Annotated in this window: 28 protein-coding genes; 18 read left to right on the plus strand and 10 right to left on the minus strand. The window is 69.2% G+C overall.

Features of this window, described 5'->3' with window-relative positions:
• Positions 1-2: 2 nt before the first annotated feature.
• Entirely contained in the window at positions 3-689 is a 687-nt protein-coding gene (gene regX / locus BTO20_RS05010; RefSeq protein WP_064945260.1) for a two-component sensory transduction protein RegX, read from the plus strand.
• On the opposite strand, the gene BTO20_RS05015 is transcribed toward regX, so the two are convergent.
• A complete protein-coding gene (locus BTO20_RS05015; RefSeq protein WP_087081623.1) occupies positions 686-1,480 on the minus strand; it encodes a hypothetical protein in 795 nt (264 codons plus the stop codon). The two genes, regX and BTO20_RS05015, sit on opposite strands and share 4 nt — an antisense overlap.
• A 106-nt stretch (positions 1,481-1,586) precedes the next feature.
• Here BTO20_RS05015 and BTO20_RS05020 point away from each other — a divergent pair, with 106 nt between their 5' ends.
• From BTO20_RS05020 to BTO20_RS05055, 8 genes are all read left to right on the plus strand, one after another.
• On the plus strand, positions 1,587-2,558 hold the full coding sequence (locus BTO20_RS05020) for a Ppx/GppA phosphatase family protein (RefSeq protein ID WP_198344261.1): 972 nt from the start codon (positions 1,587-1,589) through the stop codon (positions 2,556-2,558).
• 30 nt (positions 2,559-2,588) lie between these two features.
• Entirely contained in the window at positions 2,589-3,632 is a 1,044-nt protein-coding gene (locus BTO20_RS05025) for an FUSC family protein (protein WP_087073901.1), read from the plus strand.
• 22 nt (positions 3,633-3,654) lie between these two features.
• Entirely contained in the window at positions 3,655-4,500 is an 846-nt protein-coding gene (locus BTO20_RS05030) for a sugar phosphate isomerase/epimerase family protein (RefSeq protein ID WP_087073903.1), read from the plus strand.
• A gap of 45 nt (positions 4,501-4,545) precedes the next feature.
• A complete protein-coding gene (gene proC, locus BTO20_RS05035) occupies positions 4,546-5,403 on the plus strand; it encodes a pyrroline-5-carboxylate reductase (RefSeq protein ID WP_087081625.1) in 858 nt (285 codons plus the stop codon).
• Positions 5,404-5,541: 138 nt separating this feature from the next.
• A complete protein-coding gene (locus BTO20_RS05040) occupies positions 5,542-5,772 on the plus strand; it encodes a cell division/environmental response transcriptional regulator (RefSeq protein ID WP_026256699.1) in 231 nt (76 codons plus the stop codon).
• 89 nt (positions 5,773-5,861) lie between these two features.
• A complete protein-coding gene (locus tag BTO20_RS05045; protein ID WP_003402602.1) occupies positions 5,862-5,963 on the plus strand; it encodes a 30S ribosomal protein bS22 in 102 nt (33 codons plus the stop codon).
• Between the two features lie 29 nt (positions 5,964-5,992).
• Positions 5,993-7,114, plus strand: a complete 1,122-nt coding sequence (locus BTO20_RS05050) for an SDR family oxidoreductase (RefSeq protein ID WP_198344262.1) — start codon at positions 5,993-5,995, stop codon at positions 7,112-7,114.
• A 30-nt stretch (positions 7,115-7,144) separates the two neighbouring features.
• Positions 7,145-8,218 carry a lysophospholipid acyltransferase family protein gene (locus BTO20_RS05055; RefSeq protein ID WP_232491192.1) on the plus strand — a complete coding sequence of 358 codons (1,074 nt, stop codon included), beginning with the start codon at positions 7,145-7,147 and terminating at the stop codon, positions 8,216-8,218.
• A gap of 112 nt (positions 8,219-8,330) precedes the next feature.
• Here BTO20_RS05055 and BTO20_RS05060 read toward each other — a convergent pair whose 3' ends face one another.
• Both BTO20_RS05060 and BTO20_RS05065 read right to left on the minus strand, forming a co-directional pair.
• A complete protein-coding gene (locus tag BTO20_RS05060; RefSeq protein WP_083169643.1) occupies positions 8,331-8,861 on the minus strand; it encodes an FAS1-like dehydratase domain-containing protein in 531 nt (176 codons plus the stop codon).
• Positions 8,862-8,925: 64 nt separating this feature from the next.
• Positions 8,926-9,831, minus strand: a complete 906-nt coding sequence (locus BTO20_RS05065; protein WP_029369565.1) for an HAD family hydrolase — start codon at positions 9,829-9,831, stop codon at positions 8,926-8,928.
• Positions 9,832-9,869: 38 nt separating this feature from the next.
• Between BTO20_RS05065 and BTO20_RS05070 the strand changes: the two genes are divergently transcribed.
• From BTO20_RS05070 to BTO20_RS05105, 9 genes are all read left to right on the plus strand, one after another.
• Positions 9,870-10,154, plus strand: coding sequence for a glutaredoxin family protein (locus BTO20_RS05070; RefSeq protein ID WP_232491039.1), 285 nt, complete (start codon positions 9,870-9,872; stop codon positions 10,152-10,154).
• A gap of 108 nt (positions 10,155-10,262) precedes the next feature.
• Entirely contained in the window at positions 10,263-11,618 is a 1,356-nt protein-coding gene (locus BTO20_RS05075; RefSeq protein WP_087073909.1) for a glutamyl-tRNA reductase, read from the plus strand.
• Between the two features lie 9 nt (positions 11,619-11,627).
• A complete protein-coding gene (gene hemC, locus BTO20_RS05080) occupies positions 11,628-12,587 on the plus strand; it encodes a hydroxymethylbilane synthase (protein WP_087081629.1) in 960 nt (319 codons plus the stop codon).
• The gene (locus BTO20_RS05085) at positions 12,584-14,272 is read left to right on the plus strand and encodes a bifunctional uroporphyrinogen-III C-methyltransferase/uroporphyrinogen-III synthase (RefSeq protein ID WP_087073910.1); all 1,689 of its coding nucleotides are present in this window, start codon (positions 12,584-12,586) and stop codon (positions 14,270-14,272) included. Before hemC ends, BTO20_RS05085 begins: the two co-directional genes overlap by 4 nt.
• A complete protein-coding gene (hemB, locus tag BTO20_RS05090) occupies positions 14,273-15,253 on the plus strand; it encodes a porphobilinogen synthase (RefSeq protein WP_087073911.1) in 981 nt (326 codons plus the stop codon).
• A 26-nt stretch (positions 15,254-15,279) separates the two neighbouring features.
• The gene (locus tag BTO20_RS40230; protein WP_232491040.1) at positions 15,280-15,456 is read left to right on the plus strand and encodes a hypothetical protein; all 177 of its coding nucleotides are present in this window, start codon (positions 15,280-15,282) and stop codon (positions 15,454-15,456) included.
• 2 nt (positions 15,457-15,458) lie between these two features.
• Positions 15,459-15,683, plus strand: a complete 225-nt coding sequence (locus tag BTO20_RS40235) for a hypothetical protein (RefSeq protein WP_232491041.1) — start codon at positions 15,459-15,461, stop codon at positions 15,681-15,683.
• Complete coding sequence (locus BTO20_RS05100) at positions 15,676-16,149, plus strand: DUF3093 domain-containing protein (RefSeq protein WP_087073913.1); 474 nt, start codon at positions 15,676-15,678, stop codon at positions 16,147-16,149. The genes BTO20_RS40235 and BTO20_RS05100 overlap by 8 nt, the downstream gene beginning before the upstream one ends.
• On the plus strand, positions 16,146-16,376 hold the full coding sequence (locus BTO20_RS05105) for a hypothetical protein (RefSeq protein WP_087073915.1): 231 nt from the start codon (positions 16,146-16,148) through the stop codon (positions 16,374-16,376). The genes BTO20_RS05100 and BTO20_RS05105 overlap by 4 nt, the downstream gene beginning before the upstream one ends.
• Here the strand turns inward: BTO20_RS05105 and BTO20_RS05110 are convergent.
• The 7 genes from BTO20_RS05110 to BTO20_RS05140 are packed head-to-tail and all read right to left on the minus strand — an operon-like array spanning position 16,373 to position 23,216.
• Positions 16,373-19,183 (minus strand): FAD-dependent oxidoreductase, encoded by a 2,811-nt coding sequence (locus tag BTO20_RS05110; RefSeq protein ID WP_087073917.1) that lies wholly within the window; start codon positions 19,181-19,183, stop codon positions 16,373-16,375. The two genes, BTO20_RS05105 and BTO20_RS05110, sit on opposite strands and share 4 nt — an antisense overlap.
• Positions 19,180-19,581, minus strand: coding sequence for an SCP-2 sterol transfer family protein (locus tag BTO20_RS05115; RefSeq protein ID WP_087073919.1), 402 nt, complete (start codon positions 19,579-19,581; stop codon positions 19,180-19,182). The genes BTO20_RS05110 and BTO20_RS05115 overlap by 4 nt, the downstream gene beginning before the upstream one ends.
• The gene (locus tag BTO20_RS05120; protein ID WP_087073921.1) at positions 19,574-20,584 is read right to left on the minus strand and encodes a hypothetical protein; all 1,011 of its coding nucleotides are present in this window, start codon (positions 20,582-20,584) and stop codon (positions 19,574-19,576) included. Before BTO20_RS05120 ends, BTO20_RS05115 begins: the two co-directional genes overlap by 8 nt.
• On the minus strand, positions 20,581-20,838 hold the full coding sequence (locus tag BTO20_RS05125) for a hypothetical protein (protein WP_087073923.1): 258 nt from the start codon (positions 20,836-20,838) through the stop codon (positions 20,581-20,583). Before BTO20_RS05125 ends, BTO20_RS05120 begins: the two co-directional genes overlap by 4 nt.
• Entirely contained in the window at positions 20,835-21,296 is a 462-nt protein-coding gene (locus BTO20_RS05130; protein ID WP_087073925.1) for a hypothetical protein, read from the minus strand. Before BTO20_RS05130 ends, BTO20_RS05125 begins: the two co-directional genes overlap by 4 nt.
• Positions 21,293-22,465, minus strand: coding sequence for a polyprenyl synthetase family protein (locus BTO20_RS05135; RefSeq protein WP_087073928.1), 1,173 nt, complete (start codon positions 22,463-22,465; stop codon positions 21,293-21,295). The genes BTO20_RS05130 and BTO20_RS05135 overlap by 4 nt, the downstream gene beginning before the upstream one ends.
• 7 nt (positions 22,466-22,472) lie before the next feature.
• Positions 22,473-23,216 (minus strand): hypothetical protein, encoded by a 744-nt coding sequence (locus BTO20_RS05140; RefSeq protein ID WP_087073929.1) that lies wholly within the window; start codon positions 23,214-23,216, stop codon positions 22,473-22,475.
• Between the last annotated feature and the right edge of the window lie 2 nt (positions 23,217-23,218).

Below are 23,218 nucleotides of genomic sequence, written 5' to 3' on the forward strand. Positions count from 1 at the left end.
CGATGACCAGCGTGTTGATCGTTGAGGACGAGGAGTCGCTGGCCGATCCACTGGCATTCCTGCTCCGCAAGGAAGGCTTCGAGGCCACCGTGGTGGCCGACGGCCCTTCAGCTCTGGCCGAATTCGAGCGCTCCGGTGCCGACATCGTGCTGCTGGACCTGATGCTGCCGGGGATGAGCGGCACCGATGTCTGTAAGCAGCTGCGGTCCCGCTCGAGCGTGCCGGTGATCATGGTGACCGCCCGCGACAGCGAGATCGACAAGGTCGTCGGACTGGAACTGGGCGCCGACGACTACGTCACCAAGCCGTATTCGGCGCGGGAACTGATCGCCCGGATCCGGGCGGTGCTGCGCCGGGGATCCGACTCCGACGACACCGGCGCCGGCGACGGCGTGCTGGAGGCCGGCCCGGTCCGCATGGATGTCGAACGCCACGTGGTCAGCGTCAACGGTGAGCAGATCACGTTGCCGCTCAAGGAGTTCGACCTGCTCGAGTACCTGATGCGCAACAGTGGGCGGGTGCTCACCCGTGGTCAGCTCATCGACCGGGTGTGGGGCGCGGACTACGTCGGCGACACCAAAACCCTTGACGTGCATGTCAAGCGGCTGCGGTCGAAGATCGAGGCCGATCCCGCCAACCCGGTGCACCTGGTCACCGTTCGCGGGCTGGGATACAAGCTGGAGGGCTAGCCGGCCTCCCCGCCGGTCGCCGCGGCCCGGGTCGCCGGGTGGATCGCGATGAGCCCTAAACTGCTGCGCCGCTTGCACATCGCGGCCAGCTCCGCATAGGCCTTCTCGCCGAGCAGCGCGGTGAGTTCGGGTGCGTAGGACTCCCACACCTGCTTCTCGCCGACGTGGGCGGCCGGATCACCCGTGCAGTACCAGTGCAGGTCCGCGCCGCCCTCGCCCCAGCCGCGCCGGTCGTACTCGGTGATGACGGTGCGCAGCACCTGCGTGCCGTCGGGCCGCGTCACCCAGTCCTGGCTGCGCCGGATCGGCAACTGCCAGCACACATCCGGCTTCATGGTCAGCGGTTCGACACCGATCTTGAGCGCCTTGCTGTGCAGTGCGCAGCCGATGCCCGCGGGGAACCCGGGCCGGTTCAGGAAGATGCAGGCGCCCTTGTATTTGCGGGTGCGCAGATTCGGCTTGCCGTCGTATTCGTCGTCTTCGAGATAACCCTTGCGGCCCAAGCCTTTGTCGCGGAACTGCCAGTCCTCGTCGGTCAACTGTTTGACTGCATCGTCGAGCCGGGCCCGATCGTCGTCGTCGGACAGGAAAGCACCGTGCGAGCAGCACCCGTCGTCAGGCCGTCCTGCCACGGTGCCCTTGCACGCCGGCGTGCCGAACACGCACGTCCAGCGGGACAGCAGCCAGGTCATATCGGCCGCGATGAGATGCTCCGCGTCGTCGGGGTCGTAGAACTCCACCCACTCGCGGGCAAAGTCCAGCTCGACTTCCCCGGGATGCACGTCTGTCACGGGGGGAAACGGTACTCGCATCCGGCTGAACCCGAATTATTTCGCACTCGCGTCGAGCGGGTGGTCCGGGCACAGAACTGGACTGCTCACCGGATAGGTTGTGGGCGTGCGGTTAGGCGTGCTCGATGTGGGCAGTAACACGGTCCATCTACTCGTGGTGGACGCTCGTCGCGGCGGCCATCCGACCCCGATGAGTTCCACCAAGGCGGCCTTGCGGTTGGCCGAGGCGATCGAACCCTCCGGCAAGCTCAGCCGGCGTGGGGCCGACAAGCTGGTCGAGACCGTCGACGAGTTCGCCAAGATCGCCACCAGTTCGGGCTGCGCCGAGCTGATGGCGTTTGCCACGTCGGCGGTGCGCGATGCCACCAACTCCGAGGACGTGCTGGCCAGGGTGCGGGCCGAGACCGGCGTTTCCCTCGGGGTGCTCAGTGGGGTCGACGAATCCCGGCTGACCTTCCTCGCGGTACGCCGGTGGTACGGCTGGAGCGCAGGGCGGATCGTCAACATCGACATCGGCGGCGGTTCGCTGGAGCTGTCCAGCGGTGTCGACGAGGAGCCCGAGATAGCACTGTCGCTGCCGCTGGGTGCCGGCCGGTTGACCCGCGAGTGGTTGCCCGACGATCCTCCCGGGCGGCGGCGCGTGGCGATGCTGCGGGACTGGCTGGCGACCGAGCTGTCCGACGCCGGCGCGACCATGCGCTCGACGGGCAGCCCTGACCTGGCTGTGGCCACCTCGAAGACGTTCCGGTCACTGGCCAGGCTGACCGGCGCGGCGCCCTCCGGATCGGGTCCGCGGGTCAAGCGGACGCTCACCGCGGCGGGTTTAAGACAGCTCATAGCTTTCATCTCTAGGATGACGGCGGCAGACCGTGCCGAACTGGAAGGGGTGAGTGCCGAGCGGGCGCCACAGATCGTGGCCGGAGCTTTGGTAGCTGAGGCCAGCATGCGAGCCCTCGAAGTCGAATCAGTCGATATTTGCCCCTGGGCGTTGCGGGAGGGGCTGATTCTGCGGAAACTCGACAGCGAGGCCGATGGCACCGCCCTGGTGCAGACATCGACGCGGGATGCTGCACGGTAGGAATAGCTAGCCCCAAAGGCAATACAGGACATGACTGGACCAGAAGATAGCCACGCCGCCACCCGGCCGATCTCGGTTGCGGAACTGCTGGCAAAGAACGGCACCATCGGCGCCCCTCCCGTCGGCGGTCGCCGGAGGCGGCGCCGGGGCAACAGCGACGCGGTGACCGTCGCCGAACTCACCGGCGAGATCCCGATCGTCTCCGACCATGCCGACGAGCCGGAGGAAGCGCCCGCCGAGAAGGCCGAGAAGCCGGCCGCGCCGGCGCGCCCGACCCGGCCGGATGACACCGACGTCGTGGTACCGGCCGCGCCGACCAACGGCGCACCGGTGACCGACGACACAACCGAGGCCGAAGCCGAGGACACCGCCGGGGACGTCACCGACGCGGAAGCCGATTACCAGGCCCACCTGGATGCCCGTGACGCCGACCCGGAGCCGGTCGAATTCAAGCCGAGCGCCCGCCGTCCGCAGTACACCCGACCGCTGCGCGACTACCAGCCGTCGGGTACCGGGGCCGAGCGCATGAGCCCGGACCTGCTGGAGGACACCGACGACGACGAGTCCGCGGCCGACGACGAGCGTCCGGCGTACCTGGGCTCGACGCTCGGACCGCTGTTCGGTGGCCAGTCGGTGGCCGACGACGTGGCCCGCCGACGTGGCAGGCCCGGGCCCGAGGACATCGACCTCGAAGACCGGGACCCCGACGAGCACGATGAGCACACCGACCGCGACGAAGCCGACGAGGTCGACCAGGCCGACGAGCTCGACGAGCACGAGAAAGCCGCCGGATCCGGCGCCCGCGTCGGCGGTACCTCGCTGATGCACGGCCTGTGGGTGGTCGGGCAGTGCGTCATCGCCGTCGCCTTCGGGGCGGGCCTGTTCATCGCCTTCGACCAGCTGTGGAAGTGGAACACCATCGTCGCGTTGATCCTCGGTGTCCTGGTCATCCTCGGCCTGGCCGGGGGAGTGCGGGTGGTCCGCAAGACCGAGGACATCGGCAGCACCCTGACCGCGGTGGCCGTGGGTGCGCTGGTGACGTTCGGGCCGTTGGCTCTACTGCAGGCGAGCTGATTACGCGGTAGACAGTTACCTCGTGCGCCCAGCCATCAAGGTCGGCCTGTCCACTGCCTCGGTCTATCCGCTGAGGACCGAGGCCGCCTTCGAACACGCGGCCCGGCTCGGCTACGACGGCGTCGAGCTCATGGTGTGGGCGGAGTCGGTCAGCCAGGACATCGATGCTGTCGCGGCGATGTCGAAGCGCTACAACATGCCCGTGCTGTCGGTGCACGCGCCGTGCCTGCTGATCTCGCAGCGGGTGTGGGGCGCCAACCCGATTCCCAAGCTGGAACGCAGCGTGCGGGCCGCCGAACAGCTGGGCGCCCAGACGGTCGTGGTGCATCCGCCGTTCCGGTGGCAGCGCCGCTACGCCGAAGGATTCGGCGAGCAGGTGGCCGAGCTCGAGGCCGGTAGCGACGTGCTGGTCGCGGTCGAGAACATGTTCCCGTTCCGCGCCGACCGCTTCTTCGGCGCGGGCGAGACATCCATCGAGAGGATGCGAAAGCGCGGCGGTAGGCCAGGACCCGGCATATCCGCGTTCGCGCCGTCCTACGACCCGCTGGACGGCAATCACGCCCACTACACGCTCGACCTCAGCCACACCGCGACCGCGGGCACCGACGCACTGGACATGGCCCGCCGGATGGGCGACGGGCTGGCGCATCTGCACCTGTGCGACGGCAACGGTGCGTCCACCGACGAGCACCTGGTGCCCGGCCGTGGCACCCAGCCCACCGCCCAGGTGTGCCAGATGCTGGCGGCCGGGAACTTCTCGGGCCACGTCATCCTGGAGATCACCACGTCGAGCGCCCGGACGGCCACCGAGCGCGACGCGCTGCTGACCGAAGCGCTGAAGTTTGCCAGGGCGCACCTGATGCGCTGAGGCGCCGGTTCGGTCCCCGCGCCGGCTCGTGCAATGCTGTGGCGCATGTCGAGAATCGCGATCATCGGTGGCGGAAGCATGGGCGAGGCCCTGCTGTCCGGCTTGTTACGGGCCGGCAGGCAGGTCAAGGATTTGGTGGTCGCCGAGAAGCACCCTGATCGGGCCAAATACCTGGCGGAGAAGTACTCCGTGCTGGTCACGTCGGTCGCCGACGCCGCGGACAATGCGGCCTACGTCATCGTCGCGGTGAAGCCCAGCGACGTGGAGTACGTCGTCGACGAGGTCGCCGGTGCCGCGGCGGCCGCCGACAGCGACACCGAGCAGGTGTTCGTCTCCATCGCCGCGGGTGTCAGCACCGCGTACTACGAGGCCAAGCTGCCGGCCGGGGCGCCGGTGATCCGCGTCATGCCCAACACCCCGATCCTCGTCGGTGGTGGCATCAGCGCGGTGGCCCCGGGCCGGTTCGCGACCCCCGAACAGCTCAAGGAGGTCTCGGGGATCTTCGATGCCGTCGGCGGTGTCATCACGGTCGCCGAGGCGCAACTGGACGCCGTCACGGCCGTCTCGGGTTCCGGGCCCGCGTACTTCTTCCTGATGGTCGAGGCCCTCGTGGATGCGGCCGTGGCGGCCGGATTGTCGCGTTCTGTGGCCACCGATCTGGTGGTGCAGACGATGGCCGGGTCGGCCGCGATGCTGCTGGAACGCCTCGATGAGGTGACCGCCGCGGGCGACGCCGCGCTGGACACCACCGCTGCGGCGCTGCGCGCCATGGTGACCTCTCCGGCCGGTACCACCGCCGCTGGGCTGCGCGAACTGGAGCGTGGCGGATTCCGGGCCGCGCTCGGCAACGCCGTCGAGGCTGCGAAAACGCGGTCTGAGCAGCTAGGAATCACATCAGAGTAATTAGATAATTTCTGACCGATTAGCCCACACCCGTCGCAGTAACCCCACCCGCCACGCTATTCTCCCTTTGTATGCGCGGATCGGTGCCAGCGGTGGGGAAGCCGCTGGAACTGTCCGTGCCTGATTGATTGGGTTGCGATGACGTCTATGAACGGGCCATCGGCGCGGGATTCGGCTGGCGACGGCCAGCCCCGAGCTCAATTTCTCACAGTCGCCGAGGTGGCGAACCTGATGAGGGTGTCGAAGATGACGGTGTACCGGTTGGTGCACAACGGCGAGTTGCCCGCCGTTCGGGTGGGTCGCTCGTTCCGCGTGCACGCCAAGGCCGTGCACGATCTGCTGGAGACCTCCTACTTCGACGCGGGCTAAGCGGCAGCCGTTTTCCGTTTCACTGGCGGGCCCGGGTAAAGTGACCGGGTCAACCAATTGCTGTCTAGGTAGCGGAGTCACCGGGATTCATGGGTTCAGTCATCAAGAAGCGTCGTAAGCGCATGTCGAAGAAGAAGCACCGTAAGCTGCTTCGACGCACCCGGGTGCAGCGTAGAAAGCTCGGCAAGTAGCTTTCAGCCCCGGCCGTTAGGCTTGCCAGATGGATTCTGATGGTCGTTCTCCAGGGCGCTCGCCAGGCAGCACCGGTGATTCAGGTGGCTCAGAATCCACCGACGCGGCGCCCTACCCCAAAGTGGTACTGGTCACGGGGGCCTGCCGGTTCCTGGGCGGTTACCTGACCGCTCGGCTGGCGCAGAACCCCCTGATCAACCATGTGATCGCGGTTGACGCGATCACGCCGAGCAAGGATCTGCTCCGTCGGATGGGCCGGGCCGAGTTCGTTCGGGCCGATATACGCAACCCGTTCATCGCCAAGGTGATCCGGAACGGGGACGTCGACACCGTGGTGCATGCCGCCGCCGCGTCGTACGCGCCCCGCTCCGGCGGGCGGGCCACGTTGAAGGAACTCAACGTGATGGGCGCCATCCAGCTGTTCGCGGCATGTCAGAAGACGCCGTCAGTACGCCGGGTGGTGCTCAAGTCCACCTCCGAGGTGTACGGCGCCAGCTCGCGTGACCCGGTGATGTTCACCGAGGACAGCAGCGCGCGCCGACCCCCGGGCGAAGGATTCGCCCGGGACAGTATCGACATCGAGGGCTACGCCCGCGGCTTGGCGCGGCGTCGTCCCGACATCGCGGTGACCATCCTGCGGCTGGCCAACATGATCGGCCCCGCGATGGACACCGCGCTCTCGCGGTACCTGGCGGGCCCTGTGGTGCCCTCGGTGGTCGGGCACGACGCGCGACTGCAGTTGCTGCATGAGCAGGACGCCCTGGGCGCGTTGGAACGCGCGACCGTCGCCGGCAAACCCGGCACCTTCAACATCGGTGGCTCGGGCATCATCATGATGAGCCAGGCCATCCGTCGATCGGGCCGGCTGCGGCTACCCGTACCACGTTCGGCGCTGGCCGCCGTGGATTCGCTGAGCCGGGCCACCCGCTCCACCGAACTCGATCGCGAACAGCTGAACTATCTCAGTTACGGCCGCGTCATGGACACCACGCGCATGCACAGGGATCTGGGCTACAGTCCAAAGTGGACGACTGCCGAGGCATTCGACGACTACGTCCGGGGTCGTGGTTTGACGCCGATCCTCGATCCGCGATGGGTACGCTCAATGGAGAGCAGCGCCGTGGCGATGGCGCAGCGTTGGGGACGATAAGAATCAGCTTTACCGGGGTGGGGAGAAGGTATCGACGTGGCGGGCGAACCTAAAGCCAAAGTCATTCCGCTACATGGCAATTCGAATCGCGCAACATCAGCGCGGCGGGCAGCCCAACGCTCCGAGAGCGCACGGCGGCACCCGTCGCTGCTGGCCGATCCGGGTACCCGCGCATCCGCGGAACAGATCGCGGCGGTGGTGCGCGAAATCGACGAGCGGCGCGGTGCCGTATCGGGGTCCGCGACCGTCGACAACACCCCCACGGAGCTTGCCAAGCAGATCGCCGCGGCGAGTGAATTCCTTCGCAAACGGATGGCCGGCGACTACTCGGTCGACGAGTTCGGGTTCGACGAGCACCTCAACAACGCTATCTTCCTGCCTTTGCTGAGAATGCTCTTCCGGTCATGGTTCCGGGTCGAGGTTTCCGGCATCGAGAACCTGCCCGAGACCGGTGCGGCGCTCGTCGTCGCCAACCACGCGGGCACCCTGCCCTTCGACGGGTTGATGACCCAGGTGGCCGTCCACGATCACACCCCGGCACACCGCGACCTGCGCCTGCTGGCCGCCCACCTGGTCTTCGACCTGCCCATGGTCGGGCAGCTCGCCCGCAAGGCCGGCCATACCGTCGCCTGCACCACCGACGCGCACCGCCTGCTGGCCAACGGCGAGCTCACCGCGGTGTTCCCCGAAGGCTTCAAGGGCCTGGGCAAGAACTTCAAAGACCGCTACAAGCTGCAGAGATTCGGCCGCGGCGGCTTCGTTTCCGCAGCGCTGCGGGCCAAAGCACCCATCGTGCCGTGCTCGATCGTGGGGTCCGAGGAGATCTATCCCATGGTCGCCGACGTCAAACTGCTGGCCCGGCTGCTGGGTCTGCCGTACTTCCCGATCACGCCGCTGTTCCCGTTGGCCGGCCCGGCCGGGCTGGTCCCGCTGCCGTCCAAGTGGCACATCCAGTTCGGGGAACCGATCGACACCGCGGACTACGACGAGACCGCGGCCGACGACCCGATGGTCACCTTCGAGTTGACCGACCAGGTCCGCGAGACCATCCAGCAGACGCTCTACCAGCTGCTGGCGGGCCGCCGGAACATGTTCTTCGGCTGAGTTTTCGCTCGCTGAGCAGACATAGCGGTACCGGAAAACCGGCGTGTCGCGTACTCAAGTTGGGGGCCCCTCCCGCTTGCGGGGGACTGTTCGCGCAAAGAAACCGGCGCGCTCAGGCGTTTTGCCCAGCAATCATCTTGGCGATCGCGGCATCGCGCGCCGCAGCGATCTGCGAGCTGATCTCGCCCGCCTCTTCGGGGTGCGCGGCCTCGCCGAGCATGGTGACGATGCTGGTGGCCACAGGTTTGCCGTCGTCGTCGGTGACCTCGGCCCGGACCTCGCAGATCACCGTGCCGTGCGACTCGATGACCGAGTCCAGGTACGAGTCGAACCACAGGCGGTCGCCCACCATGATTGGGCGGTGGAAGATCAGCTTCTGATCGCGGTGCAGCACGCGCTCCAGGTTGATCGGCACGTCGAACTTGTCGAACAGCTCCAGCTGGACCCGCCGCCCGGCAACTGCCAGGAAGGTCACAGACGCCACCACCGCGTCGTGCCCGTGCTCCTCGGCCGCCTCCTGGCTGTAGTGAGCGGGATGGTCGTCCTTCACCGCTTTGGCGAACTCACGGACCTTCTCCCGGCCGACCTCGAAATAGTCGGGGTACCGGAAATGGGTCCCGATGATGTCGCTGGCGATGCTCATGTATCTGCGCTCTCCGCTCAAACGTGCCTGGCGGGTGAGAAGCCTATCAGCGCGTCCGGGTTGCTCAGCGAATGTCGTGACGCCGGGAGGCGACCGCGGCCAGGGCACCGCCGAGGGCGCCGAGGGCCAGTGCGGACGGCACCCCGATCCGGGCGGCCTTGCGCGCGGTGCGGAAATCGCGGATCTCCCAGCCCCGTTCGCGGGCCACGTCGCGCAGCGCGGCATCGGGATTGATGGCCACCGCGGTGCCCACCAGCGACAGCATCGGCACATCGTTGAAGCTGTCCGAATACGCCGTGCAGCGACGCAGGTTCAGACCCTCCCGGATGGCCAGCGACCGCACCGCGTGGGCCTTGCCCGTGCCGTGCAGGATGTCGCCGACCAGCCTGCCGGTGAACACCCCGTCGACCGACTCCGCGACGGTGCCCAACGCGCCGGTGAGCCCCAGGCGTTTGGCGATCGTGGCGGCCAGCTCATAGGGCGTCGCGGTGACCAGCCAGACCTGCTGGCCCGCGTCGAGGTGCATCTGCGCCAGCGCACGGGTGCCGGGCCAGATCTTGTCGGCGATGATCTCGTCGTAGATCTCCTCGCCCAGCTCGGTCAGCTCGGCGGTGGACCTGCCCTCGATGAACGCCAGCGCCTTCTGCTTGCCCTCCGCGACGTCGTCGCTGTTCTCCTTGCCGGTGAACTGGAACTTGGCCTGCGCATAGACGATCCCGAGGATGTCGGTGTAGGTGAAGTACTTGCGTGCGGCCAGCCCGCGGGCGAAGTGCACCAGCGACGAACCGTGCACCAAGGTGTTGTCGACGTCGAAGAACGCCGCCGCGGTCAGGTCGGGCGGAGGCGGGGCAGGTGTGGCGCCCGTGCCGGATTCGGCTGCTTCGGCCTGCAGGCCGGCGACCGCCACCTCGGCGCTGGCCTCGGCGGCAAGCTCCTGATCTGGCGCATCGGCACTACCGGTTTCGGACACGGATTCACCCTAGGTCACCGCGCCCGGATACTGGCGGTGTGGAGCATCCGCAGCCCGGCGCAGGCAGCCGGCACACCGTGACGTTGCTGACCCGGGCCGGCTGCGGCCTGTGCGCGCGGGCCGCCGAACAGCTGGCCGCGTTGCGCGACGAGCTCGGCTTCACGCTGCTGACCACCGACGTCGACAGCGAGGCCGCCGCGGGCAACACCGCCCTGCGGGCCCAGTACGGGGACCTGCTGCCGGTGGTCTTGCTCAACGGCGTCGAGCACGGCTACTGGGAGGTCGACGAGGCGCAGCTGCGCGACGACCTCGCCACCCTGTGAGTCTCCGGTGAGTCGGCGCACGGCGGAACCGGCCAGCAGTGCGCTGACTAGGAGAAATTTGGTGGCCAGAGGTAAAACGTTTACCTTAGATGACGTGGTGATGAAGCCGTGAGCGTGTTGCTGTTCGGAGTTTCGCACCGCAGCGCGCCGGTGTCCGTCCTGGAGCAATTGAGCACGGACGAGGCTGAGCAGGCCAAGATCATCGACCAGATCCTTCAGTCGTCGCTGGTGACCGAGGCCATGGTGCTCTCCACCTGTAACCGCGTCGAGGTCTATGCGGTGGTGGAGGCCTTCCACGGTGGTCTGTCGGTGATCGGTCAGGTGCTCTCCGAGCATTCCGGGATGGGTCTCGGGGACCTCACCAAGTACGCCTATGTGCGCTACGCCGAGGCCGCCGTCGAGCATCTGTTCGCCGTGACCAGCGGCCTGGACTCGGCCGTCATCGGTGAACAGCAGGTGCTCGGCCAGGTACGCCGCGCGTATGCCTCTGCCGAGGCCAATCACACCGCAGGCCGCACGCTGCACGAGCTGGCGCAACGGGCGCTGTCCGTCGGCAAGCGGGTGCATTCCGAGACCGGGATCGACGCCGCAGGCGCGTCGGTGGTCTCGGTGGCACTCGACATGGCCGAGACGAAACTCGCAGGCGGATTGACGGGCCGCACCGCGGCCGTCGTCGGCGCCGGATCGATGGGTGCGCTGGCCGGCGCCCACCTGGTGCGCGCGGGCATCGACCGCGTGCACGTGGTCAACCGGTCGTTGCCGCGCGCCCAGCGGCTGGCCAAGAAACTGATCGAACAGGGTGTCCAGGCCCGTGCCTTCACCCTCGACCACGTGTCCGGGGCACTGGCCGACGTGGACGTCGTCATCAGCAGCACCGGCGCCGTGCGTCCGGTGGTGTCGCTGGCCGACGTGCACCACGCGCTCGCCCAGCGCAATGCTGCGGGGCCCGAACACCAGCTGGTGATCTGTGACCTCGGCATGCCCCGCGACGTCGATCCCGCGGTCGCCGGGCTGCCCGGCGTCTGGGTGGTCGACATGGACCGCATCCAGCGCGAACCCACCGCGCGGGCCGCGGCGACCGACGCCGACGCGGCCCGCAACATCGTCGCCACCGAGGTTGCCAACTACCTGGCCGGCCAGCGGATGGCCGAGGTCACCCCGACCGTCACGGCACTGCGGCAACGCGCCGCCGACGTGGTGGAGGCGGAGTTGCTGCGGCTGGACAACCGGCTGCCGGGCCTGGAGGCGGCTCACCGCGACGAGGTGGCCAAAACCGTGCGCCGCGTCGTCGACAAGCTGCTGCACGCCCCCACGGTGCGGGTCAAACAGCTGGCCAGCGCCCCCGGCGGAGACAGTTACGCCGAGGCGCTGCGTGAGCTCTTCGAGCTCGACCCGCAGGCTGTCGACGCCGTCGCAGCCAGTGAACTGCCCTTTATGACAACAGAACTCGATAAGTCTGAGTAAAGCTTGCCCATCTCTCCTGAAGCTCGCGACACAGTAATCCGGATCGGCACCCGCGGTAGCCTGCTGGCCACCACCCAGGCCGGACACGTCAGAGACGCTCTACTGGCCGCAGGTCATCCCTGCGAGTTGGTGATCATCTCCACCGACGGGGACCGCTCCAGTGCCCCCATTGCCGAGATCGGCGTCGGCGTGTTCACCGCAGCACTGCGTGAAGCCATCCACGACGGCAGGGTCGACATGGCCGTCCACTCCTACAAAGATTTGCCGACCGCGGCCGACGAGCGTTTCGTCATTGCCGCGATACCGCCCCGTGAGGACCCCCGCGACGCGCTCGTGGCCCGCGACGGACTGGTGCTCGGAGAGTTGCCGGCCGGCTCGGTGATCGGCACCTCGAGCCCGCGGCGGGAGGCGCAGCTTAGAGCACTGGGTCTCGGTTTGGAAATCCGCCCCCTACGAGGCAACCTAGATACCAGGTTGAACAGGGTTACGAGCGGTGATCTCGACGGCATCGTGGTCGCCCGGGCGGGTCTCTCCCGCATCGGACGGCTAGGCGTTGTCACCGAGACGCTCGAGCCGGTGCAGATGTTGCCAGCGCCGGCTCAAGGTGCGCTTGCGGTGGAATGCCGCGCCGGCGACACCGAGCTGATCGCGGTGCTTGCGCAGTTGGATGACGCCGACACGCGTGCCGCGGTCACCGCCGAACGGGTCCTGCTCGCCGAACTGGAGGCGGGTTGTTCCGCACCGGTGGGCGCGATCGCTGAGGTGGTCGAGTCGATCGATGAGGACGGCAATGTCTTCGAGGAGCTGTCGTTGCGCGGCTGCGTGGCGACGCTGGACGGATCCGACGTGATCCGTGCGTCCGGCATCGGGACTCCGGAACGGGCCGCCGACCTCGGCGTCTCGGTGGCTACGGAGCTTTTCGAACTGGGGGCACGCGAGCTGTTGGTAGAGCGCGGGAGTGAAACATGACCATGCGAGGCCGCAAGGCAAAGCCCGGCCGCATCACCTTCGTGGGTTCGGGCCCCGGGGATCCAGGTTTGTTGACGGCGCGGGCGCAGTCCGTGCTGGCGCACGCCGAGATGGTCTTCACCGACCCCGATGTGCCCGAAGCCGTGCTGGCGATGGTCGGCACCGATCTGCCGCCGGCCTCCGGTCCGGCTCCGGCCGCACCGGCCAAATCCGCTGACGGTGCCGATGCTGACGCCGCGAGCGCCGACGCCGGCCAGGCTGACGCCGCATCGGCCGTCATCCCCGGCGGCCCCGAGATCCGGCCCGCCCTCGGCGACCCGGCCGAGGTGGCCAAGACGCTGGCCGCGGAGGCACGCCACGGGTTCGACGTGGTGCGACTCGTCGCGGGTGATCCGCTGTCGGTCGATGCTGTGATCACCGAGATCGGTGCGCTGGCCAAGACCCACCTGAACTTCGAGATCGTGCCGGGCCTGCCCGACACCACGGCGGTGCCGACCTACGCCGGCCTGCCGCTCGGCTCGTCGCACACCGTCGCCGATGTGCGTGGCGACGTCGACTGGGCCGCGCTGGCGGCCGCACCGGGCCCGCTGATCCTGCACGCGACCACGTCGCACCTGCCGGACGCCGCCCGCACGCTGATCGAGTACGGCCTGGCCGATTCCACCCCCGCGGTGGTGACCGCCAACGGCACCACGTGCCAGCAGCGCTCGGTCGAGACGACCCTGGGCGGGCTGATCGACAAGGGCATGCTGGAAAAGCACGCCGCCTCGGACCCGGCCGGTCCGCTGGCAGGCCCGCTGGTGGTCACCATCGGCAAGACCGTCGCCAACCGGGCCAAGCTGAACTGGTGGGAGAGCCGCGCCCTGTACGGCTGGACCGTGCTGGTGCCGCGCACCAAGGACCAGGCCGGCGAGATGAGCGAGAAGCTGGTGGGCCACGGCGCCCTGCCGATCGAGGTGCCGACCATCGCGGTCGAGCCGCCACGCAGCCCCGCGCAGATGGAGCGTGCGGTCAAGGGTCTGGTCGACGGCCGGTTCCAGTGGGTCGTGTTCACCTCCACCAACGCGGTGCGTGCGGTGTGGGAGAAGTTCAGCGAGTTCGGCCTCGACGCCCGCGCGTTCTCCGGCGTGAAGATCGCCTGCGTCGGTCAGGCCACCGCGGACAAGGTGCGTGCGTTCGGTATCAACCCCGAGCTGGTGCCGTCGGGTGAGCAGTCCTCACTCGGCCTGCTCGACGAATTCCCGCCCTACGACGAGATTTTCGATCCGGTGAACCGCGTGCTGCTTCCGCGCGCCGACATCGCCACCGAGACGCTGGCCGAGGGGCTGCGCGAACGTGGCTGGGAGATCGAGGATGTCACCGCCTACCGCACGGTGCGCGCGGCCCCGCCGCCTGCGCACACCCGCGAGATGATCAAGACCGGCGGTTTCGACGCGGTCTGCTTCACCTCGAGCTCGACGGTGCGCAACTTGGTCGGTATCGCGGGCAAGCCGCACGCCCGCACCATCGTCGCCTGCATCGGGCCGAAAACCGCTGAGACCGCCGCCGAATTCGGGTTGCGCGTGGACGTGCAGCCCGAGACCGCCGCGGTGGGACCGCTGGTCGAGGCGCTCGCCGAGCACGCCGCCCGGCTGCGTGCCGAGGGGGCGCTGCCCCCGCCGCGCAAGAAGAGCCGCCGGCGTTAGATGGGGTACCCCAGGCACCGGCCCCGCAGGCTGCGCACCACGCCGGCGATGCGCCGGCTGGTGGCGCAAACCTCGCTGGAGCCAAGGCATTTGGTTCTGCCGATGTTCGTCGCCGACGGTCTTTCGGAGCCGCGGCCCATCTCGTCGATGCCGGGCGTGGTGCAGCACACCCGGGACTCGCTGCGCCGCGCCGCCGCCGCCGCGGTCGCCGCGGGCGTGGGTGGTCTGATGCTGTTCGGGGTACCGCGTGACGAGTCCAAGGATGCCGTCGGCTCGGTCGGCACCGATCCGGACGGCATCCTCAACGTCGCGTTGCGCGACCTCGCCAAGGATCTCGGCGACGCCACGGTGCTGATGGCCGATACCTGCCTCGACGAGTTCACCGATCACGGCCACTGCGGCGTGCTTGACTCCGCGGGCCGGGTGGACAATGACGCCACCAACCTCCGGTATGTGGAACTTGCTGTGGCGCAAGCTAATTCGGGTGCGCAGGTGGTGGGGCCGAGCGGCATGATGGACGGGCAGGTGGCCGCGATCCGCGACGGACTCGACGCGGCGGGGCACACAGATGTCGCGATCCTGGCCTATGCGGCGAAGTTCGCCTCGGCGTTCTACGGCCCGTTCCGCGAGGCGGTGTCCTCCAGCCTCAGCGGCGATCGCCGTACCTACCAACAGGATTCGGGCAACATCCGCGAAGCTGTGCACGAGATCGAGCTCGACATCGACGAGGGCGCCGACATGGTGATGGTCAAGCCCGCGATGAGCTACCTCGACGTGGTCCGCGCGGCCGCCGACATCTCGCCGGTGCCCGTTGCGGCCTATCAGATCTCCGGCGAGTACGCGATGATCAGTGCCGCGGCCGCCAACGGCTGGATCGACCTGGAGGCCGCCGCGCTGGAATCGCTGGTCGGCATCCGGCGCGCCGGTGCGGACATCGTGCTCACCTACTGGGCGGCCGACGTGGCCGGATGGCTGGCCTGACCCGCGACCCTCTAGGCTTCCCGGCAATGCCTGCACCGTCGTCGCCGTCCGAAAAGCAGCCGTCGCCGCGGTCGCTGCGCGCCACCATCGCCTTCAGTTGCTGGTTGGCCGCGTCCGTGTTGTTGATCGTCGGTGGCCTGATCGCCGCGACGGTGTCCTGGCCCGGCACCGTCAACACCCTGTACCGCGGTTCGGGGTGCTGACCGTGATCGTGGGGGTCGTGATGGCGTTCCTGGCCGGTCGCAGCCGCGGCGGTGACCCGAGATTTCGCCGGGCCGCGATGGCGTTGGCGCTCGCCGCTGCCGTGCTGATCGCCATAGCGGCGGCGTTCAGCCTCGTTCCGGTGCACATGCTGACGCTGGCCGGGGTGATCCTGTTGATCGCCGGGACCGTGCTGAACGCACAGATCGCCAGGGGGGCCGGTGACTGACGAATCCACGCCGCAGCGGTTGTTCTACGAACCGGGCGGCAGGTGGCTGTGGTTACTGCTCGGGCCGTTCGCCGGCATCGGCATGGCGCTGCTGCAGATGACCGGCGGCTACGGACGTGACCCGTGGATCCCGCTGCTGTTCCTGGTCCTGGTGTCGGGTTTCGTCGCCATCCAGATCAAGGCCGCCAGGATTCACACCTCGGTGGAGCTGACGAGGGACACGCTGCGGCAGGGCACCGAGAAGCTCGACCTGGACGATGTCGTCAAGCTCTATCCCGAGGCCAGCGGCGCCGACATGCCGAGATGGCAGTCCGCCCGGGCGCTCGGTGAGCTGACCGGGGTGCCCCGCGGCCGGACCGGTATCGGCCTCAAACTCAAGGGCGACCGCACCGTGCAGGCGTGGGCCCGCAGGCATCGGCAGCTGCGCGAGCAGTTGGATGCGTTGATCGAGGAGCGCACACCATGAAGATCCGTGCCGTGATCGAGCTGGTGCTGGCCGTCTGCGCGGCTGCGGGGTGTGTGGTGAGCTGGCTGGCCGCCAGTACCACCGTGGACGTCGCGCCGATCCTGCCCGGTGAACCGTCGACCACGTCGGTCGTGCATTCCGCCCCGTTGCTGGTGCTGTCGTTGCTGCTGGCGACCGTCGCCGGGGTGCTCGCCGTGCTGGGCATCGCGCGGTTGCGCCGCGGCTAACGCTGCGGGTCGAGCCAGTCCGGCTCGGTGATCTCCGGATACGCCGACGGCGCTGCCCCAGGTTCGGGCGTCCTGGCGTAGAGCGAGCGGGGCGCAGGCGTGGACGGCGGCGCATTCTCGGTCTCGGTGAACCGGCGATGAGCCGAACCTGCCGGTTGTCGCGGTGGCGGTGGTGGGGAGGCCGGCTCCTGCTTGGGCCGGTCCGGCTGCGGTTCGCGCCGCGGCCGAGCCCCCGCGGTGGTCTGGATTCCGTAGTCGTCGGCGGGTGCGATGACCTCCTCCCCGGGATAAGGCGGCCGGCCCGGCGGTCCGTCGCCCTCACTGGGTCGGCCCGTCGCCTCGCCCACGGTCTGCTCCAGGTAGTGCCGCCACGCCTGCAGATAGGTGAGCAGCTGCTCGGCGTAGTCGGTGGGCGCGGTCGTCACCGGGGTGCCCGGCGGGGTCAGCAGTGCACCACCCAGGCCCCCGAGCCCCGCCTGCTGCAGGTACTGCCGCCAGGACTGCAGGTAGGTCAGCAGCTGCAGGCCGGGTTCGGGCGGCATGATCGGCTGGGTCATGGATAGGCCTCCTCCGGCGGTGAGCAGCAGCGGGGCCGCGGTGTCCAGTGGGTGGGGCAGCGCCTCCCGGCAGTACTGGCCGTCGAGCGTGCGCAGGGGACGGGCGTCGGCGGGTTCGCGGTTCTCGATGTCGAAGACGTAGCAGTAGTCCCCGGCCGGGGACGGCATCCGAACGGGGCTGGAGTAGCCCTGGTCGAGGAAGTCGTAGGGGAAGCGCCAGTCCAGCGTGGTGTTCTCGCGGTGATCGGTGCCTCCCGAGGCCACCCAGATGTAGTGGTCCAGGATCGCGTTGACCGCATGGCGGGCCGATTCGCAGGCCGCCTCCATCGACGTCATGCGGGTGAACGTCTTGGTCCAGGTGCCCGCGAACACCACCGAGTTGTGGTGCACCTGGTAGCCGCCGTGCCGGGCCTGCCAGACGTTGCGCTGCCGCAGGTCCTGCAGCCAGGTCTCCTCGGTCGGCCGGGTGCCCCAGGATCCGCCGTGTGGATTCCACGGGTCCGGGCCGGGCCGGTTCTCCCAGTCGCCGACGATCGGGACCAGGTAGGGCGTCTCGTTGCGGACGGCCTTGCCGTGCCCCTGGCCGGGGCCGTCGCCCATGACCAGCCCCCGGTCGAGCGCATACCAGGTGGGCCACGGCATGAGCGCTTCGGCGACGTTGTCGACGTCGCTGGTCAGGGCCCACACGATCTGGCGCCACACCTCGGTGGCGATCTCGTCGGCCGTGCAGTCGCGGGCCGCCTTGCCGCGCCCGGACTCGTCGAGCAGGTACCGCGAGGGCGTGTTGAAGTCGCCGATGTCGACCGACAGCACCGAGACGTGGCCGTCGCGGGCCAGGGTCGGACGGCGTTCCCACAGCCCGTGCTGGTTGATCGACGACAGCGCCCACTCGGTGCCCGAGTAGTACATGTGGCCGCGCAGCAGCTGGAATTCGGTGTCGAAGTAGTACTGGATGCCGCCGAGTGTCTGGAACCGGTCCCACGGCACCCGACCCATCTCGTCCATGGCGTACGGGTCGCGCCGGGTCTGCGGGCGGGTGTGGCCCGGTTCCAGAGGGCCGTCGTTCGGCGGGGCCGATGTGGTGAACCCGTCGAGCTCGGCCACGGTGCCGCCCGTGCCCGCCGCGCGCAACGCCGCGGTGATCTGTTCGGCCGCCGGGGCGTCGACCGCGACGACGGTGTAGTCGGGGGTGAGCCGGGTGCCGTCGGCCAGCGTCACCTGCACCCGCGGCCGCAGGTGCGGCTGCTGTCCCGGATCCGACGCGGGCGGTTCGAGGCGGCCCGCGCCGGCCCGGACGAAGCGGACGCCGAGCTCGACGAGGTGGCGGTGCCAATGGTCGAACCACGATTCGGTGGTGGGGCCGTTGAGCACCCCGTCGGCCTTGTTGTCGCGGCGGTCCATCTGCAGTTGCAGTTGCAGGTAGGTGGTCAGGTTGGTGCGGGCGTCGCCCCAGCGGGTGTCGAAGGCGGCCAGGACGCGGGGCATCTCCAGCAGCAGGGAGTCGAACCGCGGCGAGTAGGCGAACCGGGGCTGTTCGGCCGTGTCGTCGCGGCCGACGAAGAAGTCGTAGGCCGACAGGTTCTGCAGTTCGCTGGCCCGGCGCAGCGGGCTCGTGACGAGGTAACGCAGGAGCCTGCTGACGAACCGGTCGATGTCCGACGCCGTGAAACCCAGCTGGGTCAACTGGCCGGCGATGGTGAGGAATTCAGCCGGGGTGCGCGGCGCTTCGCGCGGGAAGACCAGCGACGGCTTGCCGTCCACGGTGGTGCCCTGGGTGACCACGCGCCGGACGTTGTCCATGATGGTCCGGGCGGTGGGCACCCAGTCGACTGTGCCGCCGGGGCCGTCGATGCGCTGGTAGACGGGGATCCGTTGGAACAGATCCCAGGTGTGCAGGTAGTACGCGGGGAAGAAGCGGAAGCCGTGCTCACCGGCGACGGCCCGCGCGGGTGGACGCGGGTCGCCGCGGCGGCCGGGGAAGGGCCGCAGCTCGGCGGCGCTGCCGTCGTGCGTGCCCACGGTCGAGTACTGCGAGGCGGCCAGCCCGCCGAGCTTGACGGGCGGGTAGGTGTCGGCTGGTGCCGTGCCGAGTCCGGCGCGTTCGTCGACGTGGGGCTCGTACACCGTGACGTCGAAACCGCGCTGCGCCAGTTCGTGCGCGGCGGTCAGGCCCGCGATGCCTGCGCCCAAGACCGCGACCGTCGGGCGACGTGGGCACGACGCGGGTGTGGTGATGACCTCGCTCGTCACGGCACCGCCTCCCTCAGCGCGGAGAGCAGCCCCGGCAGTGCCGGTGCCCGGACGGCGGCGTGCACGTAGGCCAGCAGGGTGTCGTGCACCTGCAGGATGTCGTCGAGCGAGCCGTCGACGGTCACCGTGCCCGCCTGCACGGCGTCGTGCAGCCCGATGCGGGCGTCGAGCACGTCGAGGATCGCGCCGCGCGACGTGGTGATCCGCGGGCCGCCGGACACCGGGCCGTCGGCCACCTCGAGGCGGGGCCCACCGCGCAGCACGAACTGTTCGCCGTCGACGTCGAGTGCGACCACCAGCGCCCCGAGCCGGTCGAGCACCAGGCGGTAGCTCTCGGGTACCTCGTCCGCGAGATGCCCGACCGACCGGCGCAGCAGCGCCGCCACCGGCTCAGCCATGAAGAAACTCGAATACGCCGGTGCCGGTGAAGTCGATGGCTTCGCCGTTGACGGACCCGGTCATCCGGGTGGTGCCGCTCGCCTCGCACAGCACGGTCGAGCTCTCCAGGCTGACCTCGCTGGGGTGGGCCAGCCGGGCGTAGGACTGGGGTCGGAACTCGGCGTGGATGGTGTCGCCCGCCCGGGTGGCGCCGAGTTCGACCTGCTCGGGGACGCCCGGCACGTCACCGTCGATCAGCAGCCGCATCGGCGGGGGCAGGGTGCAGTCGGGCGCCCGGCCCAGCCGCCCCGACGTGCGGATGCGCACCTCCGCATGCCGGAAGATCACGGCGGGCTCGTCATGGCGCCACACGTAGAGCGCCTGCGACAGGAACCGCAACCGGTGCCGGTCGGTCATCTGCAGCAACACCGCCGACCACGGGTCGCCGGGCTCGACCGGCAGGATGGTGCCCCACGTCCAGCCGAAGTCGTCGCCCCACCGGAACCGGCCCCAATTGTGGTCGTGATACGCCAGGTCGGAATCCAGCCGATGCTCCCGGCCAGCGATGTGCAGCCACCCGTCGGCCCGCAGCCTTGGCACGAACAGCCACGACATCCGGCCCTGCCCGACGGGCTGGTTGTTCACGGCGAACGGTCGGCTGACCGGGGTGAGACGCACCTCCCCGCTGACACCGGGCAGGTCGACGAGCACCTCGTAGCCGTCGGGCCGCACGGTCATGCGGTTGGCGCCGATGGCGCACGCCCCGAGATCGGCGGAGATGTCCAGGTCCGTCTCGGCGAAGCGTTCGACGGCCCCGGTCCACTGGCGGTCGTGGGCGATGACGATGACGCGCGGCACCATGCGGGTGCACCCGTTCGGGGTTTCTTCGCAGGTCAAGCTGAAGTTGATCAGGAAGCGGCCGGTGCGTCCGTGGACCACGAAGTGGTGCCACTCCTTGAAGCCTGTGGGCTGGGCGGCGGCCAGCACCGGGGCCCGCAGGAAATCACTGGCCGCCAGCGTCATCGCAGCCACCTCGCTGAGGAGTCGGGTGCCGCACCGGCCCGCGCCGGCGGCAGGGGCGGGGCGAGCCGTTCCACCCGAGCGCCCAGGGCTGCCAATCCGAGTAGCACGTGCACGAAGTCGTCGGCGTCCCGCCGTTCGCTGCCGCCGGTGCCCAGCGTGCGGACGAGTCGGCCCAGGCCCGCCAGGCCTACCAGATAGTCGATCAGGCCGGCGTTCTCGGCCAGTGCGGGACGCGCATCGTCCAGCCTCGTCATGCGAACCCCTCGGGGCGCAAGCGGGCCAGCACCGGATCGTCGGCGCGCGAGGCCCCGATGATCGCGTCGGCGAGCAGCTCGATCCAGGCGGTCGGCGCGGCGGCAGGTGACGCCGGACCGTCGAGCACGTTGAGGCTCACGGTCTCCCATACCCGCCGCAGGTTCTCGACGGCCGCGGACGTGGTCAGTGCGTCACGCAGCCGCGCCCCTTCCGGCGTCTGCGCGTAACGAACCCCCTCGGCCACCAGCAGGTCGTGCACACCGCGGGCGGCGGCGGGGTTGCCGAGCACCGCACGCCGCGCCCCGAGCAGCAGCTCGTACACCGCCCGCTCGTGCCCGCAGGCGTTCTGCGGCGGGGCGGGCAGCAGCTGCGGAGCGCTGCGCTCGACGAGGTCCAGCGTCAGGGCCCGGATCCGGTCCAACTCGGCAAGCATGCCGACCAGGGTTTCGGGCGTCATCGCGTGCGCCCGTGCACGTAGGCGACCAGGTCCGTGAGCATGTCGCGGTGCTGACTCGGCGGCAACCAGTCGAGGCCGGCCAGCACGGCCGCGGCGTCGCGCGCGTGGCCTGCCGCGACGTCGCGGGCGTGGGCGAGTGACCCGGTCTGGTGTAGCAGGCGGTACAGCCACCGGATGTCGTCGAGCGTCTTGGCCTCTGCATCGCGGCGGCCCAGCACTTGCGCCGCGATCGCGTCACGCCCGAAGCGGGACAGCTCGCCGCGGGCGGTGAGCCGGTCGAGCAGTTCGGCCAGCCCCAGCTCACCCCCGGCGGCGCTCGGGCGGCGCTTGAACAGGATGGCCACGGCGCGTTCGCGGTCCTCGGCGTCGGCGCGACGCAACGCGTGCAGCACCATCAACGTCCGCTTGCCCTCCCACAGGTCGCCGCCGATCTCCTTGCCATAGTCCTGCGGATCGGCCCGCAGGTTCAGCAGATCGTCGGTGATCTGGAATGCCGCACCGAGATGGCGGCCCAGGACTTCCAGCGGTGCCAGCCGGTCGCCACCGCCGCCTGCGGCGATCACCCCGGCCTGCAGCGGGGTGATGAACGAGTACCAGCTGGTCTTGAGCTCCACCATGCGCAGGTAGTCGGCGTCGTCCAAGCGCCAGACGTTGGACCGTACCCATTCCAGCTCGATGGCCTGGCCCTCGACGGTCTGGCGGGTCATGTGGGCGACGGCCCGCAGGACCCGCAGCGCCGGGCCGAGCCCGATGCGTTCCACATTGTCGAGGAGCGGTTGCAGTGACAGTGACAGCATGGCGTCGCCGACGTTGACGGCGATGGGGATGCCGTGGTCGATGTGCAGGGTGGGACGGCCGCGCCGGCGCCACGAATCGTCCTCGATGTCGTCGTGGATGAGGAAGGCGTTGTGGTAGAGCTCCAAGGTCGCGGCGGTCGGCAGGACGGCATCGAGATGGCCGCCGAGCCCGAGACACGTCGCGATGCTCAGGGCAGGCCGCAGGGCCTTGCCACCGCGCAACGGGTAGTCGAGGATCAGCTCCCGCAGTCCGCTCGTGCCGTGATCGCTTGGGCCGTACAGTCTTTCGATCTCTCCGTCGCACGCCTGCTTGCACCGGGCGAGGTAGTCGTCGAGTCCCGATGTCTGCGGCAGTTCAGCGACGGCAGGCATGGGCGGATCAGAAAGCGATGCCGACGACGCCGCGCGGATCCTTGATCCGCAGCACGTACCGGATCCGCACCGCCAGTTCGATCGCGCCGTCTGCGTTCTCGCCGATGACCTCAAGGCTGGGCGCGACGGCGACGGCGAGGTCCACCGGCTCCTCGCCAGGAGACGCCGTCGCGGCCGCCCCCTGTGCGATGCGTTGCCGACGGCCCAGCATGATCATCCTGGTTCCGTCGACGCGGTAGACGCCGGTGACAGCGGCCGCCTTGAGCACGGCCTCGGCGATGTCCTCTCCGCTCTCGATGTGGTTGAGCCGCTTGAGGCCGTCGGTGCTGAGGAACAAGCACGACGGTGCCCGGTACCCGGCCGTCTCGACTTTGGCCCGGGCGTCGACGAGGGTGTCCAACAAGTCCTGCGTGGTGGTGCCTGCCGTCTTCAGCGGTTTGGGGTTCTCGGCTCGTAGCTTTGCCAGGACCGCGGTGTCGATCCTCGCGGCGAGCTCGACGGTCTTCGCCATCAGGACCGCCAGCAGCGGATCCGGCGTCGGCGCGCCCGCCTGCGCGAGTGTCACCGCGAACTTCTCGTTGAGGGTGTCGACCTCGAGAAAGCCCGGCGGAATGGTGTCGCTGCGGACCCAGGTCTGCCCGGGATCGCCGGTGTCCCAGTGCGGGATCGCCTGCCAGGCAACGCTGGTCTGTTCGAACGTCTCGCGTACGGCCCGGTCGGCCACGGCCAACCGCTCGGCGCTCAGGTACATGG

The organism is Mycobacterium dioxanotrophicus, from assembly GCF_002157835.1.
In the GTDB taxonomy this organism is placed as follows: Bacteria; Actinomycetota; Actinomycetes; order Mycobacteriales; family Mycobacteriaceae; genus Mycobacterium; species Mycobacterium dioxanotrophicus.